The 15,727-nt window shown below is 69.8% G+C and carries 14 protein-coding genes; 10 read left to right on the forward strand and 4 right to left on the reverse strand.

Annotation, left to right across the window (positions count from 1 at the left end):
* The first annotated feature begins 34 nt into the window (after positions 1 to 34).
* The 8 genes from ACZ6O0_RS13630 (at position 35) to ACZ6O0_RS13665 (ending at position 9,918) form a co-directional block, all read left to right on the forward strand.
* The gene (locus ACZ6O0_RS13630; protein ID WP_465765167.1) at positions 35 to 1,393 is read left to right on the forward strand and encodes a glutamine synthetase family protein; all 1,359 of its coding nucleotides are present in this window, start codon (positions 35 to 37) and stop codon (positions 1,391 to 1,393) included.
* Entirely contained in the window at positions 1,374 to 2,087 is a 714-nt protein-coding gene (locus ACZ6O0_RS13635; protein WP_465765168.1) for a gamma-glutamyl-gamma-aminobutyrate hydrolase family protein, read from the forward strand. The genes ACZ6O0_RS13630 and ACZ6O0_RS13635 overlap by 20 nt, the downstream gene beginning before the upstream one ends.
* Complete coding sequence (locus ACZ6O0_RS13640) at positions 2,084 to 3,430, forward strand: aldehyde dehydrogenase family protein (protein WP_465765169.1); 1,347 nt, start codon at positions 2,084 to 2,086, stop codon at positions 3,428 to 3,430. Before ACZ6O0_RS13635 ends, ACZ6O0_RS13640 begins: the two co-directional genes overlap by 4 nt.
* Positions 3,431 to 4,210, forward strand: a complete 780-nt coding sequence (locus ACZ6O0_RS13645) for a 3-oxoacyl-ACP reductase (RefSeq protein WP_465765170.1) — start codon at positions 3,431 to 3,433, stop codon at positions 4,208 to 4,210.
* Between the two features lie 9 nt (positions 4,211 to 4,219).
* The gene (locus ACZ6O0_RS13650; RefSeq protein ID WP_465765171.1) at positions 4,220 to 4,939 is read left to right on the forward strand and encodes a FadR/GntR family transcriptional regulator; all 720 of its coding nucleotides are present in this window, start codon (positions 4,220 to 4,222) and stop codon (positions 4,937 to 4,939) included.
* Between the two features lie 73 nt (positions 4,940 to 5,012).
* Positions 5,013 to 6,545 carry an amino acid permease gene (locus ACZ6O0_RS13655; RefSeq protein WP_465765172.1) on the forward strand — a complete coding sequence of 511 codons (1,533 nt, stop codon included), beginning with the start codon at positions 5,013 to 5,015 and terminating at the stop codon, positions 6,543 to 6,545.
* 238 nt (positions 6,546 to 6,783) lie between these two features.
* Positions 6,784 to 9,540, forward strand: a complete 2,757-nt coding sequence (locus ACZ6O0_RS13660; protein WP_465765173.1) for an AAA family ATPase — start codon at positions 6,784 to 6,786, stop codon at positions 9,538 to 9,540.
* A 141-nt stretch (positions 9,541 to 9,681) separates the two neighbouring features.
* Positions 9,682 to 9,918 (forward strand): SCO4848 family membrane protein, encoded by a 237-nt coding sequence (locus ACZ6O0_RS13665; RefSeq protein ID WP_465765174.1) that lies wholly within the window; start codon positions 9,682 to 9,684, stop codon positions 9,916 to 9,918.
* Here ACZ6O0_RS13665 and ACZ6O0_RS13670 read toward each other — a convergent pair.
* A complete protein-coding gene (locus ACZ6O0_RS13670; protein ID WP_465765175.1) occupies positions 9,890 to 10,693 on the reverse strand; it encodes a helix-turn-helix transcriptional regulator in 804 nt (267 codons plus the stop codon). The genes ACZ6O0_RS13665 and ACZ6O0_RS13670 overlap by 29 nt on opposite strands.
* Before the next feature lie 11 nt (positions 10,694 to 10,704).
* Here ACZ6O0_RS13670 and ACZ6O0_RS13675 point away from each other — a divergent pair, with 11 nt between their 5' ends.
* Positions 10,705 to 11,535, forward strand: coding sequence for a M55 family metallopeptidase (locus tag ACZ6O0_RS13675; protein WP_465765176.1), 831 nt, complete (start codon positions 10,705 to 10,707; stop codon positions 11,533 to 11,535).
* A 55-nt stretch (positions 11,536 to 11,590) separates the two neighbouring features.
* Complete coding sequence (locus ACZ6O0_RS13680; RefSeq protein ID WP_465765177.1) at positions 11,591 to 12,022, forward strand: DUF2000 family protein; 432 nt, start codon at positions 11,591 to 11,593, stop codon at positions 12,020 to 12,022.
* 10 nt (positions 12,023 to 12,032) lie between these two features.
* On the opposite strand, the gene ACZ6O0_RS13685 is transcribed toward ACZ6O0_RS13680, so the two are convergent.
* From ACZ6O0_RS13685 to sdhA, 3 genes are all read right to left on the reverse strand, one after another.
* Positions 12,033 to 13,187 carry a sialidase family protein gene (locus tag ACZ6O0_RS13685; protein WP_465765178.1) on the reverse strand — a complete coding sequence of 385 codons (1,155 nt, stop codon included), beginning with the start codon at positions 13,185 to 13,187 and terminating at the stop codon, positions 12,033 to 12,035.
* A gap of 92 nt (positions 13,188 to 13,279) precedes the next feature.
* Positions 13,280 to 13,984 (reverse strand): succinate dehydrogenase iron-sulfur subunit, encoded by a 705-nt coding sequence (locus tag ACZ6O0_RS13690; RefSeq protein ID WP_465765179.1) that lies wholly within the window; start codon positions 13,982 to 13,984, stop codon positions 13,280 to 13,282.
* Entirely contained in the window at positions 13,984 to 15,726 is a 1,743-nt protein-coding gene (gene sdhA, locus ACZ6O0_RS13695) for a succinate dehydrogenase flavoprotein subunit (protein WP_465765180.1), read from the reverse strand. Before sdhA ends, ACZ6O0_RS13690 begins: the two co-directional genes overlap by 1 nt.
* Position 15,727 lies beyond the last annotated feature (1 nt).

Raw genomic sequence — 15,727 nt, forward strand, 5'->3', positions numbered from 1 at the left:
AGGTAGACCAATAGAATCCGCCCGGGAGTGAACCGTGAGCGCTGGCAAGTTGGGTGTGCAGGAGTTACGGGACCTGGTGGCCTCCGGCCGGGTCGACACGGTGCTGGTGGCGATCACGGACATGCAGGGCCGGTTACAGGGCAAGCGCTGCGGCGGGCGGTACTTCCTCGAGGAGGTGCTCAAGCACGGCACCGAGGGATGCAACTACCTGCTGGCGGTCGACGTCGACATGAACACCGTCGGCGGATACGCGATGTCGTCCTGGGAACGCGGGTACGGCGACATGGTGATGGCGCCCGACCTCTCCACGCTCCGCCTGGTCCCGTGGCTCGAGTCGACCGCGATGGTGCTGTGCGACGTGCAGTGGCTGGACGGCACGCCGGTGGTGGCCTCGCCGCGGCAGGTGCTGCGGGCGCAGCTGGACCGGCTGGCCGAGCGCGGCCTGCAGGCGTACGTCGGGACCGAGCTGGAGTTCATCGTCTTCGACGACACGTTCGAGGGCGCCTGGGACAAGCGCTACCGCGACCTCACCCCGGCGAACCAGTACAACGTCGACTACTCGATCCTCGGCACCGCGCGGATCGAGCCGCTGCTGCGCGACATCCGCAACGGGATGAGCGGCGCCGGCCTGTACGTCGAGTCCGCGAAGGGCGAGTGCAACCTCGGCCAGCACGAGATCGCCTTCCGGTACGACGAGGCCCTGGTGACCTGCGACAACCACTCGATCTACAAGACCGGTGCCAAGGAGATCGCCGCGAAGCACGGCAAGAGCCTGACCTTCATGGCGAAGTACGACGAACGCGAGGGCAACTCGTGTCACATCCACCTGAGCTTCCGCTCGACCGCCGGTGACGCCGTTCTCGCCGGCGACCGGGACCACGGGTTCTCCGAGCTGATGGAGCGGTTCATCGCCGGCCAGCTCGCCTGCCTGCCCGAGTTCACCTACCTGCTCGCGCCGAACATCAACTCCTACAAGCGGTTCGTCCGCGGCAGCTTCGCGCCGACCGCGGTGGCGTGGGGCCTGGACAACCGGACCTGCTCGCTGCGCGTAGTCGGCCACGGCGACTCGCTCCGGGTCGAGAACCGCCTCCCCGGCGGCGACGTGAACCCGTACCTCGCGGTCGCCGCGATCATCGCCTCCGGCCTGCACGGCATCGAGAACGAGCTGGAGCTCGAGCCGCTGCTCGAGGGCAACGCGTACGAGTCCGACAAGGAGCACGTCCCGTCGACCCTGCGGGAGGCGGCCGCGCTGTTCACCGGCTCGAAGGTCGCCCGGACGGCGTTCGGCGACGAGATGGTCGACCACTACACCAACACCGCGCGGGTCGAGCTCGACGCGTACGACGCCGCCGTCACCGACTGGGAGCGGATCCGTGGCTTCGAACGCCTCTGACCACCGGCGGCCGAGGATCGGCATCACGACGTACCTCGAGCCGGTCACCTGGGGGATCTGGCAGCGGGAGGCCGCGATCCTCCCGCGGGTCTATCTGGATGCGGTTGCCGCGGCCGGAGGGGTGCCGCTGCTCCTGCCCCCGGTCGGCACCGATCCGGCCGTCCTCGAGTTCCTGGACGGTCTGATCGTGGCCGGCGGCTGCGACGTGGACCCGTCCTCGTACGCCGCTGAGCCGCACCCGGAGACGGTCGATACCAGACCCGGCCGGGACGAGCACGAACGCGTCCTGATCCGGGCCGCACTGGACCGGGACCTGCCGCTGCTCGCGATCTGCCGCGGCCTGCAGATGCTGAACGTCACGCTCGGCGGCACGCTCCACCAGCATCTGCCCGACGTCGTCGCCAACGACGAGCACCGCCCGGCGCCGGCGATCTTCGCGACCACCGAGGTCAAGGTCGAGCCGGACTCGCTGGCCGGTCGCATCCTCGGTGATCACGCCACCGGGAGCTGCTACCACCACCAGGCGCTCGACGTCGTCGCACCGGGCCTGCGGGTCACCGCCCGCGCGGGTGACGGGACCGTCGAGGCGGCCGAGGTCGACGGCCACGTCTTCGCCCTCGGCGTCCAGTGGCACCCGGAGGAGAACCCCGAGGACCTGCGGCTGTTCACCGCTCTGATCAGGAGTGCTTCATGACGTACGACGTGATCAACCCGGCCACCGAGAAGGTGGTCCGCACGATCTCCTTGGCCGGCCAGGACGAGACCGACCAGGCGATCGCGCGCGCCGCGAAGGCCTTCGAGACCTGGCGGGACGTCACGCCGGCCGATCGCGGCCGGCTGCTCCGCCGGTTCGCCGACGCGGTCGACGCCGACCTGGAGAACCTGGCCGCGCTCGAGGTGGAGAACGCCGGTCACACGATCGGCAACGCGCGCTGGGAGGCGGGCAACGTCCGGGACGTGCTGACCTACTACTCGGCCGCGCCGGAACGCCTGTTCGGCAAGCAGATTCCCGTTGCCGGGGGCATCGACATCACCTTCCAGGAACCGCTCGGCGTGGTCGGCGTGATTGTGCCGTGGAACTTCCCGATGCCCATCGCCGGCTGGGGTTTCGCGCCGGCGTTGGCCGCCGGCAACACGGTCGTGCTGAAGCCGGCCGAGCTCACACCGCTGACCGCGATCCGGTTGGGTGAGCTCGCGCTGGAGGCCGGCCTGCCGCCGGGGGTGTTCGAGGTGGTGCCGGGCAAGGGGACCGTGGTCGGGCAGCGGTTCGTCACGCATCCCGCCGTACGCAAGGTGGTCTTCACCGGGTCGACCACGGTCGGGAAGCAGATCATGGCCGGGTGCGCCGACCAGGTGAAGCGGGTGACGCTGGAGCTCGGTGGGAAATCGGCGAACGTCGTCTTCGCGGACGCGGATCTGGAGAAGGCCGCGGCCCAGGCGCCGTACGGCGTGTTCGACAACGCCGGGCAGGACTGTTGCGCGCGATCGCGGATCCTGGTCGAGCGGTCGGCGTACGACCGGTTCATGGAGTTGCTCGAGCCGGCGGTGAAGAGCTTCAAGATCGGGGACCCGAGTGATCCGGCGACCGAGATGGGGCCGCTGATCTCGGCCGGGCAGCGTGAGCAGGTGGCGTCGTACGTCGAGAACCCCGCGTTCCAGGGGACCGCTCCGAGCGGGCCGGGGTTCTGGTTCCCGCCGACCGTGCTCGCGCCGGCGAGCGAGCGGGCGGTGCGGGAGGAGATCTTCGGGCCGGTGGTCGCGGTGATCCCGTTCGAGGACGAGGCGGACGCGCTGCGGATCGCGAACGACAGCGAGTACGGGCTGTCCGGCTCGATCTGGACCCGGGACGTCGGCCGCGCGCTGCGGGTCGGCCGTGGGGTCGAGGCCGGCAACCTGTCGGTGAACTCGAACTCGTCGGTCCGCTACTCGACGCCGTTCGGTGGCTACAAGCAATCCGGGCTCGGCCGTGAGCTCGGGCCGGACGCGCTGGCCGCGTTCACCGAGACCAAGAACATCTTCATCAGCACGGAGGACTGAATGACTGACGTGAAGGCGAGCCGCCTCGAGGGCCGCGTGGCGGTGGTGACCGGCGGTGCGAGCGGGATCGGCCTGGCCACGGTCCGGCGGCTGGCCGCCGAGGGCGCGCACGTGGTGATCGGTGACCTCGACCCGGCCGCCGGGAAGGCCGCGGCGGACGAGGTCGGCGGGCTGTTCGTCGCGACCGACGTCACCGACCAGGCCGCGGTGGAGACCCTGTTCAAGCAGGCCTTCGACACCTACGGCAGCGTGGACATCGCGTTCAACAACGCGGGGATCTCACCGCCGGACGACGCGTCGATCCTGGACACCGGGCTGGAGGCGTGGCGGAAGGTGCAGGAGGTCAACCTGACCTCCGTGTACCTGTGCTGCAAGGCCGCGATCCCCTATATGCGACGGCAGGGCAAGGGCTCGATCATCAACACCGCGTCGTTCGTCGCCGTGATGGGCGCGGCCACGTCGCAGATCTCGTACTCCGCGTCCAAGGGCGGCGTCCTGGCGATGAGCCGCGAGCTCGGGGTCGAGTTCGCCCGGGAGGGGATCCGGGTCAACGCGCTCTGCCCGGGGCCGGTGAACACGCCGCTGCTGACCGAGCTGTTCGCGAAGGATCCGGAGCGGGCGCAGCGCCGGCTGGTGCACGTCCCGATGGGCCGCTTCGGCGAACCCGAGGAGATCGCCGCCGCGGTCGCCTTCCTGGCCAGCGACGACGCGTCCTTCATCACCGCCAACACGTTCCTCGTCGACGGCGGAATCTCGGGCGCCTATGTGACTCCGATCTAGGCTGAGGTCATGGTTGGCCAGGCAGACGACGCGTTGTTCCGGCCGGTCCGGACCGGCAACCCGTTCGAGGAGACGGTCGAGCGGTTGCTGCAGGCAATCAAGCTCGGCGTCGTCGTGCCGGGCGACCGGCTGCCGTCCGAACGCGACCTGGCCGCGCGGCTGAACGTCAGCCGGGTCACGCTCCGGGAGGCGATCCACGCGCTGGCCGAGGCCGGGTACGTCGAGTCCCGGCGCGGACGGTACGGCGGTACGTTCGTCAACGAGCGGCTGCCGAAGCCCCGCCGTACGCCGGCCAAGCGGATCGCCCGGGAGCTCGGGACCGGGCTCGACGACGCTCTCACCCTGCGCGCGGCCCTCGAAGCCGGCGCCGCCGAAGCCGCGGCCGCACGCACTCTGACCGCGGCCGAGCGGGACCACCTCCGGCACTGCCTGGCCGAGACCTCGGCCGCCAAGCTGTCGGACTACCGCCGGCTGGACTCGCGGCTGCACCTGGCGATCGCGGAGGTCACCGGGTCCCCGTCGCTGACGTCCGCGACCGCCGACGTCCGGATGCGCCTGAACGAGCTGCTCGACGCGATCCCTTTGCTGGAAAGGAATATCGAGCACTCCAACGACCAGCACCAAGCCATCGTCGAAGCAATCCTCGCGGATGATCCGGAGACCGCTCGCCGCGCGATGCAAGAACACCTCTCCGGAACTGCTGCTCTGCTGCGCGCCTTTCTCGCCTGATTCCTTGACAGCGGGTGTGACGCATGCCTCAATTGCTCAAAGGTCTGGTGGAAGACCATTGAGGAGGTCCCCCGTGAGCAAGGACCAAACCGAGTCCGCCCCGACGACCGACGACGAGAAACGCCTGCATCAACTGGGGTACGCGCAGGAGCTGTCCCGGACCATGTCCGGTTTCTCGAACTTCGCGGTCTCCTTCACGATCATCTCGATCCTGTCCGGCTGCCTGACCCTGTACGGGTTCGGGATGAACACCGGCGGCCCGGTGATGATCGTCTGGGGCTGGCCGATCGTCGGGCTGATGACGTTGTTCGTCGGCCTCGCGATGGCTGAAGTGTGCTCGAGCTATCCGACCGCCGGCGGGCTGTACTACTGGGCCGCGAAACTCGCACCGTCCAACGGCGCGGCCTGGTCCTGGTTCACCGGCTGGTTCAACTTCCTCGGCCAGGTCGCCGTGACGGCCGGGATCGACTTCGGCGCGGCGTTCTTCCTGAACGCGTTCCTCGACCTGCAGTTCGGCTTCAGTACGACGCCCGGCCACACCATCCTGCTGTTCGGCATCATCCTGCTGGTGCACGGCCTGCTGAACTCGTTCGGCGTGAAGCTGGTCGCGCGACTCAACGACATCAGCGTGTGGTGGCACATCGTCGGCGTGCTGTTCATCGTCGGCGCGCTCGTGTTCGTGCCGGACAAGCACCAGTCCGCCGGCTTCGTGTTCGGCCACTTCGTCAACAACACCGGCTGGAGCTCCACCTTCTACGTCGCACTGCTCGGCCTGCTGCTGGCGCAGTACACCTTCACCGGGTACGACGCCTCCGCGCACATGACCGAGGAGACGCATGACGCGTCCCGGTCGGGCCCGCGCGGGATCGTGATGTCGATCCTGGTGTCACTGGCCGCCGGGTGGGTGCTGCTGATCGGACTCACGTTCGCGATCCAGAGCTACGACGGTGCCCTCGACAGCGACATCGGCGTACCGCCCGCGCAGATCTTCATCGACGCCGTCGGCGCGGGGCTCGCCAAGGTCCTGCTGCTCGTGGTGATCGGGGCGCAGTTGTTCTGCGGCATGTCCTCGGTGACGGCGAACTCGCGGATGATCTACGCGTTCTCCCGCGACGGCGCGCTGCCGGGGTCGGCGTTCTGGCACAAGATCAACCACCGGACCCGGACGCCCACGAACGCGATCTGGCTGGCCGCCGGCGGAGCCTTCGTCCTCGGTCTGCCGTACCTGTGGAACGCGACGGCGTACGCCGCGGTGACGTCGATCGCGGTGATCGGCCTGTACATCGCCTACGTACTGCCGACGCTTCTGCGGCTGCTGCAAGGCGACCGCTTCCAGCCCGGCCCGTGGAACCTCGGCCGCTGGAGCCGTCCGATCGGCATCATCGCGATCGTCTGGGTCGCCTTCATCACGGTGCTGTTCATGCTGCCCCAGGTCAGCCCGGTCAGTGGTAGCACCTTCAACTACACGCCGGTGGCCGTCCTGGTCGTCCTCGGCTTCGCCGCGATCTACTGGTTCACCTCGGCCCGCCGCTGGTTCAAGGGCCCGCAGGTCCAGGGCACCGAGGAGGAGCTGGCCGCGATCGAGCGTGATCTCGAATCCATCTGAGTGCAACAACTTTCAACCGCTTGTCGTGCTCTTGCGCGGCAGGCGGTTGATCTTTGTCACCACCGGATCTGCCCACCGGTGCCCCGGCACTTTCGTGCCGTCGCGACTGCTCTGATCTGGGCAGCGACGGGTGACAGGATGGTGACGGGATGGTTTCCTCATATGACACTCGCCGTGTCGGATGGCCGTTGACTGTGATAATCGGCGAGGGTAATCCTTCGAGGAGTCTGTGTGATCGATGACTGACGACGAGCTGGTCGGGCGCGCCGGGCTGGTCGAGCGTGCGAACAAGCAGCTCGAGACCAGCGGCAGTGTGCTGCTCTACGGCCCGACCGGGATCGGCAAGTCGGCCCTCGGTCGTGCCCTCGTCGCGGACCGCGCGCGGGCCGGCTGCCGGGTGCTGAGCGCCGCGCCGTCCCAGTCCGAGGCCGGCCTGCCGTACGTCACGCTCCTCGATCTCCTGTCCAACCAGCTCGAGCTCGCCTGGCAGGTGCTGCCCGACCACCTCCGCCAGCCGCTCGAGGTCGCGCTGCTCAAGGCCAGCGCGCCCGACACCGTGCGGGACGAGCTGGCCGTGCGCCTCGCCGTCCTGCACGTTCTCCGCCGGCTCGCCGCCAGCGGTCCGGTCCTGCTCGTCGTGGACGACATCCAGTGGGTGGACCCGTCCAGCCTGGAGGTGCTCACCTTCTGCGCCCGCCGGCTGTCCGAGGGCGTGCACATGCTCGCCACCGAGCAGGTGGCTGACGGCGATCTACCGGTGATGGCCGAGGCCTGCCCGGAGCCGGTGCTCCAGCTGGAGGTCCCGCCGCTGACGGAGCCCGACGTTCTCGGTCTGCTCCGGCAGCGCCTGTCCAGCCCGCTCCCGGTCCGCACGGCCCGGCGCATCTTCACCGCGAGCGCCGGCAACCCGTTCATGGCCCTCGAGCTCGGCCGCGCCGTACTGCGTCATCCGCAAGGGGTCTCGCCCAACGACCCGCTGCCGGTGTCGAGCCGGCTGAAGACCCTGCTCGGCGACCGCCTGTCCGACCTGACGTCGAGCACACACGAGCTCCTGCTGCTCGCCGCGTCGTCGCCGCGCCCGACCACGAGCCAGCTCACGCAGGCGCTCGCCCGGCCGATCGACACCGAGCTGGCCGAGGCCGAGGCGCTCGGGCTGATCGACGTCTCCTCCGAGCGGCTGCGATTCACGCACCCGCTGCTCCGGGAGTTCGTGTACGCCGAAGCCACCTCAGCTGCCCGCCGTCAGGCGCACGCCCAACTGGCGGCCGTCGTCGACGAACCGGTGGAGAACGCGACCCATCGCGCCCTCGCCACCCAAGAAGCCGACCCGGAGCTCGCGGTCGCGATCGAGGAGGCCGCGGCGGTCGCAGCCGGCCGGGGCGCGCCGGGCGCCGCCGCGACGCTGTGGCGGCTGGCCGCCGAGCGTACGCCGGGCACCCTGCCGGACGAGCGGGCCCGGCGACTGACCCGGGCCGCCGACGACGCGGCGGCCGCCGGGCATCTCGCGGAGTCGGCCGACATGGCGCGTCTCGCCGTACAGGCCGCGACCACGTCCGAGACCAAGGTGCCCGCACTGTTGCTGCTGGCGGACGCGGCCTGGCCCGACCGGGATCGTCGGGTCGAGTTGCTGGACCAGGCGTTCGAGGCAGCCGTCGGGGATCAGCGGCTCGAGGCGCGGGTGCGGATCCTGCGCAGCAGCAGCGAGTACTTCGACCGCAGGCTCGACGAGGCGCAGGAGGACGCGCGGATCGCCGAGGCTCTGGCCCGGGAGTCCGGCGACACCGAGGCGCTGGTGGACGCGCTGAGCGCGGCCAGCTCGGTCCAGATCGCCCGCGACGCCGAGCAGACCGCGGACGCGTTGCTGCAGCAGGCGGCCGAGCTGGCCCGCGACCTGCCGCTCAACAAGACCGTCGTGAACGCGCGGCAGATGGCCGCCATGCAGGAGCTTTTCCGCGGCCGGACCGACGAGGCGATCACCGCGATCACCGCGCTGGTCGACGAGGTCCGCGAGAACGGCGCGATGCGGTGGCTTGCGTCCGTCCTGATCTCCGCGACCGCGATCTACGAGCGGAGCGGGCGTGGCGCGGACGCGCTGGCGGCCGGCCACGAGTGCTACCAGCTGATGCAGGACATCGGCGAAGAGGCCGAGGTCGGCATGATCATCGCCAGCCGCGCGGAGTGGGCCGGCGGTTCGGCGGCGATGGGGCGGCAGCTGGCCGAGGCGGCGCTCGAGGGTGTCCGCCTGGTCGGGAACGACGAATGGACCGGCCCGGCGCTGGCCAGCCTCGGGCTGATCGGCGTACTGACCGGTGATCCGCAGCGTGCGGTGGAGTCGTTCGACGCGATCGCGGACTCCGGGGAAGCGGCGATGCCGTTCGACCCGGCGGTGATCCCGTGGCACGCGGACTACGCCGAGGCGCTGGTCGCGGCCGGCCGGCTGGAGGACGCCGCCGCGTTGATCGCCGACATCCGGACCCGCGCGGAGAACCTGGACCGCGCGGTGGTGCGGGTCGGGCTGGCGCGGTCCGAGGCCCTGCTGATCGCCAAGCAGGGCGATCCGGCCGCGGCGCTGGACCTGCTCGAGGAAACGATCAGGACGGCGGGAGACCGGGTCTACCCGCTCGACCTGGCCCGCTGCGAGCTCACCCGTGGCCGGGTCGCCCGGCAGGCCCGGCGCCGGTCGGTGGCACGGACCGCGTTCCTGGACGCGATCGAGCAGTTCGAGGCGTACGGCGCTCCCGCCTGGCGCGAGGTGGCCGAGACCGAACTCGCCCGGCTCGACGTACCGAGCCGCAGCCGCCAGCCGTCCGAGCTGACCGACAACGAGCAGCAGATCGTCGCGATGGTCCGCGACGGCTCCACCAACCGCGAGATCGCGGCGGCGCTCTACCTCTCGGTGAAGGCGGTCGAGTCGCAGCTCACCCGCCTCTACCGCCGCTTCGGCGTCGCGAACCGCACCCAGCTGCTCCGCATGGTCGACCGCCCGAACTCCTAGTCCGCAGGGAAACCCTTGTTGTGACCCGTGAGTAGCTTCTGACGGGTTGCCCCTGGTCCGTGCATCGACCAGCCTCGATCAGGTGACCCCCCTGGACGGGGCGACCGAGTGAGGCGCGGCCGCCCCGTCCACACTGGAGGGGTGAAACTCGAACGGAAGCATGCAATCGTCCTGATCGGCATCGCCGTCTGGAACGTCGTCACCTACCTGCGCTTCATCAAGGCGCTCGCCGACACCGAGGGCCGCCCGACCGGGTACTACGTCGCCCACACGATCCTGATCATCGTGAACCTGCTGATCGCCGCCCTGCTCGGCACCTGGGGTGTCCGGGCCTACAAGGCCTCCCGGGTCAGCGCTTCACAAAACTCGACGGTGTGACCCCGAGCATCTTCCGGAAGTGCCGGTTGAGGTGCGACTGGTCGTAGAAGCCGGCCAGCGTCGCCACCTCGGCCGCCGGATACCCGTCGAGCAGGTACCGCCGGGCCAGATCCACCCGCCGCCCGGTCAGGTACCGATGCGGGGGCATGCCGAACTCCCGGCTGAACGCCCGGACCAGGTACGCCGGATGCGCGTGCACCAGCTTCGCCGCGTCGTCGAGCGTGATCCCGGCCGGCACATGCGCATCCAGTACGTCGCGCAGCCGGGAAGCGACTCCTGGATCGCGCAGCTCGACCGGATCAGCCACCTGGCGACGCAGATGCTGCTTCAGCCGTTCCTCGATCAGCGTCAGCCGGCTCTGGGCCTCCAGGTCCTCCCGGCCGTCCACCAGCACCCCGTGCAACTGGTGGAGCCGGTGCCGCAGCAGCGGATCGACGTACTCGGGCTGGTCGACGGCCGCACCGATCAGGTTGTCGCCGAGGCGATCGGGCTCCAGGTACAGCACCCGTTTGCGGAAGCCCTCCGGCCGCACCGACCGCCCGTCGTGGGGCACGTGCGGCGGTAGCAGCGAGACCTGTGCCTGGGCCAGGCCGTGCTCGCGGTGGTCCAGGTCATAACGGACCGCGCCCTCGTCGACGATCAGGACGGTCCAGGCGTCGTGGGTGTGACTCGGGTAGGCGTGCGACGGGAAGTGGGCGTGCAGGACCTCGACGACTCCGCTCAGCCCGGGCCGCCACGCCTTGACCTCGGCGCCACCGCTCACGGTCAAGAACATACGCTCCTTCCGTGAAGGTTTACCTGAGTGCGGACATGGAAGGCATCACCGGACTCGTCGACGCGGAGGACGTCCAGCCGCCCGGCCGCGACTACGAGCGCGGCCGGGTGCTGATGACCGAGGACGTGAACGCCGCCGTCCGCGGCGCGTACGCCGCCGGCGCGACGTCGATCCTGGTGAACGACGCCCACGGCCCGATGCGGAACCTGCTCCCGGAACTGCTCGACCCCCGCGCCACGCTGATCAAGGGCCGCCCGAAGCCGATGGGCATGATGGAGGGCCTGACCAGCGAGTACGACGCCGTCCTCTGCGTCGGCTTCCACGCCCGCGCCGGCGTCCTCGGCGTACTCAGCCACAGCTTCATGGGCCACGAGATCGAGGACATCTGGCTCGACGACGACGCCACCGGCGAGATCGGCCTCTTCCACGCCGCGTCTTCGGCGTACGGCGTACCCGTCGCTCTGCTGACCGGGGACGACACGGCCTGCGCGGAGATGAAGGCCTGGGATCCCGCGGTCGCCACTGTCCCGGTCAAGTACGCCAAGGACCGCTTCGCCGCCCAGTTGGTTCCCGTCGCCGAAGCTCAGGCAGCCATCGAGGCCACCACCACCGAAGCCCTCCGCAGCCTCCCCGGCATCACCGTCGACGCCACGGCAACCCGCCGCCTCACCGTCCGCTGGCAGTCCGCCTCCGTCACCAACCACCTGACCGCCATCCCCGGCGTCACCCGCCGCGACGACCGCACGGTCACCGTCACCGGCGACATGCTCCACCTCTACCGCCTCTTCAACCTCTTCCTCCGGGTCGCCACCGCCGTCACCTCCAACCCGCCGTACTGCTGACAAGAGGTTTGGAACGTACAAGCCAGGGCCGCGGCCGCCGGGGGAGTCTGGTGGGGTGACTGATGAGAGTGAGCCGGTTCGGTTCGATACGAAGATCGCGGTGTTGTTGCGGGACGACCTGGCGGTGTGGCAGCGGCTGAATGTGACGGCGTTCCTGGTGAGTGGGATCTCGGGGACGCACGCCGAGGTGGTGGGGGAGCCGTACGAGGACGCCGACGGGACCCGGTACCTGCCGATGTTCCGGCAGCCGGTGATGGTGTTCGAGGGGTCCAAGGAGTTCATGGCGGTGGCACACGAGCGGGTGCTCGCGCGGGGGATCGAGCACTCGGTGTTCACCCAGGAGTTGTTTGCTACTGGCAACGACCGGGACAACCGGGCCGCGGTGAAGGCGGTGCCGACCACCGAGCTCGACCTGGTCGGGATCGCCGTCTACGGCCCGAAGAACGCCGTGGACAAGGTCCTCAAGGGCGCCGCGAAACACCCGTGAGCAGGCGCGGCTAGCGGGGGACGAAGTCCTGCCAGGTCTTGCCGCGGTCGGTGCTGATGGCGACCTGGGTGGCGCGTTCGTCGGAGATCCTCGGGCCGTACAGGAGCTTCGTGTCGCCGGTCAGGTGGCTGAAGGTGCCCGGGGCTCCGGGCTCTGACGCAGCCCCCTCGGGGGTGATCCGGTAGAGCTGCGGCGTCGAGTGGCCGGAGCGCGCGCCGAGCATCACCGCGGTCCCGTCGTCGAAGGCCACCGGCGCGGCGTTCAGGTTCTCCGGAGCCTGGCGGACCATCGTCCAGGTGGCCCCTCGATCGGTCGACAGCCGGATCGACGCGACCGTCTCGCTGCGGTTGTCGATGTCGACCGACGTCGCGACCAGCGTGCGGCCGTCGGGGCTGACCGTGAGCCGGCCACGCTGGTTCGTCGCGTCGAGCGGGGTCGACTCCCAGGTCGTGCCGCCGTTGTCGGTCCAGACGATGTCGGTCCGGCCGATCCCGGCCAGCATCCAGCAGCGCCCGGTGCTGTCGCAGACCGGGGACCTCGTGCCCGGGGTCTGCAGCATCCGGACGGTCCAGTCCTCGGGGTTCACGACGACGATCCGCCCCGGCACGATCCGGTCGGTGAGGATCTCGCCGCGCTGGAAGGTGCTGGTCGGCAGCAGGTAGCGCAGCCGGGCCGTCACCGGGCCGTCGTACGTCAGCCGGAACAGCACGGTCGTGTCGCCGGTCAGCGTGCCTTCGCGCGGCGGACCCACGGCGATCACCTCGTCGCCGGCCCGCAGCGTCACGTACGGCACCGGCCACTCCGGGGCGACGGCCTTGTCGCCGTCCCGGTCGATCACCGCCGAGTAGCGGCACCTCGGACCGGTGCCGCAGTCGGTCCAGCCGGCCGCCCAGCGGTCCCGCGTCACCATCGTGATCGACCGCACCTGGGCCGACGCCGCGTTCACGACGGTGCTCCCGTCCTTCACGGCCGCCGCCGGCAGGATCGCACTCGGTGTGTCACGGCTCCCGGTCCCGCCCGTGATCCCGGCGACGGTCGCGAGGACGACGGACGTCGCGGCGGCGGCGATCCCGACGATCAGCAGCGGCGGCCAGCGCCGGGGTACGCCGAGACGCTCCAGCCGCTCGAGCAGACGAGCGTAGGAGCGGTCGACGATCTCGCGCACGCGCGGCACAGTCACCCCCGGGGTAGCGAGCAGCCTCTGACCCTTCGACTCCTCGGGGCAGAGGCTGGTTGCGCAGGTGAGTTTATGTCACGTCACACGCGGCGGAAAATGAGCGCTCGCTTCACTTCCTGGATGGCCTTCGTGACCTCGATGCCCCGCGGGCAGGCGTCGGTGCAGTTGAAGGTGGTCCGGCAGCGCCAGACGCCCTCCTTGTCGTTCAGGATCTCCAGCCGCTGCTCGGTGCCCTCGTCGCGGCTGTCGAAGATGAACCGGTGCGCGCCGACGATCGCCTGCGGGCCGAAGTACTGGCCGTCGGACCAGAACACCGGGCAGGACGTCGTGCACGCGGCGCAGAGGATGCACTTGGTGGTGTCGTCGAAGCGGTCCCGGTCGGCCTGGGACTGGATCCGCTCCCGGGTCGGCTCGTGGCCGCTGGTGACCAGGAACGGCATCACCGCGCGGTACGCGTCGAAGAACGGCTCCATGTCGACGACCAGGTCCTTGAGCACCGGCAGGCCCTTGATCGGCTCGACGGTGATCTCCTTGTCCGGGTTCAGGTCCTTGATCAGCGTCTTGCAGGCCAGCCGGTTGCGGCCGTTGATCCGCATCGCGTCCGAGCCGCAGACGCCGTGCGCGCAGGACCGCCGGAAGGTCAGCGTGCCGTCCTGCTCCCACTTGATCTTGTGCAGGGCGTCCAGGACCCGGTCGGTCGGCTGCAGGGTGACGGCGTACGTCTTCCACTCCGCCTCGTCGACGACCTCGGGGTTGTACCGGAGGATCTTGACCTTGACGTCCATCAGTACTTCCGCTCCATCGGCTTGTAGCGGGTCTGGATCACCGGCTTGTAGTCGAGCCGGATGTTCTCGTTGCCCTCGGCATCGATTTCCCGGTAGGCCATCGTGTGCCGCATGAAGTTCACGTCGTCGCGGGTGGCGTAGTCCTCGCGGAAGTGCCCGCCGCGGGACTCCTTGCGGGCCAGCGCGGACACCACGAGCACCTCGGCGAGGTCGAGCAGGAAGCCGAGCTCGACCGCCTCGAGCAGGTCGGTGTTGAACCGCTTGCCCTTGTCCTGCACGCCGACCTGGGCGAACCGCCGCTTGAGCGCCTCGATGTCGACCAGTGCCTGCTTCAGCGAGCCCTCGGTCCGGTAGACCTGCGCGTTCAGGTCCATCGTCGCCTGCAGGTCGGCCCGGATCGCCGCGATCCGCTCCTCGCCGGTGGAGTTGCGCAGTCCCTCGACCAGGTCGACGACGTACGCCGACGGGTCGTCCGGCAGCTCCTCGAAGGGCGCGGTCGCGGCGTACTCCGCCGCCGCGATCCCGGCCCGCCGGCCGAACACGTTGATGTCGAGCAGCGAGTTCGTGCCCAGGCGGTTGGCGCCGTGCACGGACACGCAGGCGACCTCGCCCGCGGCGTACAGGCCCGGGATGACGTCGTCGTTGTTGGCCAGCGCCTCGCCCTTGATGTTGGTCGGGATGCCGCCCATCGCGTAGTGCGCGGTCGGGAACACCGGGATCTGCTCGGTGTACGGCTCCACGCCGAGATAGGTCCGGGCGAACTCGGTGATGTCCGGCAGCTTCGCGTCGATGTGGGCCGGATCGAGGTGGGTCAGGTCGAGCATCACGTACGCGCCGTCCGGACCGCAGCCGCGGCCCTCGCGGACCTCGTTGGCCATCGCGCGGGCGACCATGTCCCGTGGGGCCAGGTCCTTCACGGTCGGGGCGTACCGCTCCATGAACCGCTCGTTGTCCTTGTTCCGCAGGATGCCGCCCTCACCACGGGCCGCTTCGGACAGCAGTACGCCGAGACCCGCGAGGCCGGTCGGGTGGAACTGGAAGAACTCCATGTCCTCCAGCGGCAGGCCCTTGCGCCAGACGATGCCCATCCCGTCGCCGGTCAGCGTGTGCGCGTTCGACGTGGTCCGGAACACCTTGCCGAACCCGCCGGAGGCGAAGATCACCGACTTGGCCGAGAACACGTGCAGCTCGCCGGTGGCCAGCTCGTAGGCGACCACGCCGCTCGCCTTGCCGTCGGTCATCAGCAGGTCGAGGACGTAGAACTCGTTGAAGAACTCGACGTTCTGCTTGATGCACTGCTGGTACAGCGTCTGCAGGATCATGTGACCGGTGCGGTCCGCGGCGAAGCAGGAACGGCGGACGACGGCCTCGCCGTGGTTGCGGGTGTGGCCGCCGAAGAATCGCTGGTCGATCTTGCCCTCGGCGGTTCGGTTGAACGGCAGGCCCATCTTCTCCAGGTCGAGGACCGCGTCGACGGCCTCCCGGCACATCACCTCGGCCGCGTCCTGGTCGACCAGGAAGTCACCACCCTTGACCGTGTCGAAGGTGTGCCACTCCCAGTTGTCCTCCTCGACGTTGGCGAGCGCGGCGCACATGCCGCCCTGGGCCGCGCCGGTGTGCGACCGGGTCGGGTAGAGCTTGGTGAGTACCGCGGTCCGCGTGCGCTTGCTCGATTCGAGGGCGGCGCGCATTCCCGCACCACCGGCTCCGACGATGACGACGTCGTACTGATGCTGCTGCATG

It is taken from the genome of Kribbella sp. NPDC048837 (genome assembly GCF_055586945.1).

What these genes read in the sequence shown, in the direction of transcription:
- ACZ6O0_RS13640 (WP_465765169.1), top strand. Translation starts at nt 2,084, where the DNA reads ATGACGTACGACGTGATCAACCCGGCCACCGAGAAGGTGGTCCGCACG.
- ACZ6O0_RS13645 (WP_465765170.1), top strand. Translation starts at nt 3,431, where the DNA reads ATGACTGACGTGAAGGCGAGCCGCCTCGAGGGCCGCGTGGCGGTGGTG.
- ACZ6O0_RS13650 (WP_465765171.1), top strand. Translation starts at nt 4,220, where the DNA reads ATGGTTGGCCAGGCAGACGACGCGTTGTTCCGGCCGGTCCGGACCGGC.
- ACZ6O0_RS13660 (WP_465765173.1), top strand. Translation starts at nt 6,784, where the DNA reads ATGACTGACGACGAGCTGGTCGGGCGCGCCGGGCTGGTCGAGCGTGCG.
- ACZ6O0_RS13670 (WP_465765175.1), bottom strand. Translation starts at nt 10,693, where the DNA reads ATGTTCTTGACCGTGAGCGGTGGCGCCGAGGTCAAGGCGTGGCGGCCC.
- ACZ6O0_RS13690 (WP_465765179.1), bottom strand. Translation starts at nt 13,984, where the DNA reads ATGGACGTCAAGGTCAAGATCCTCCGGTACAACCCCGAGGTCGTCGAC.
- sdhA (WP_465765180.1), bottom strand. Translation starts at nt 15,726, where the DNA reads ATGCAGCAGCATCAGTACGACGTCGTCATCGTCGGAGCCGGTGGTGCG.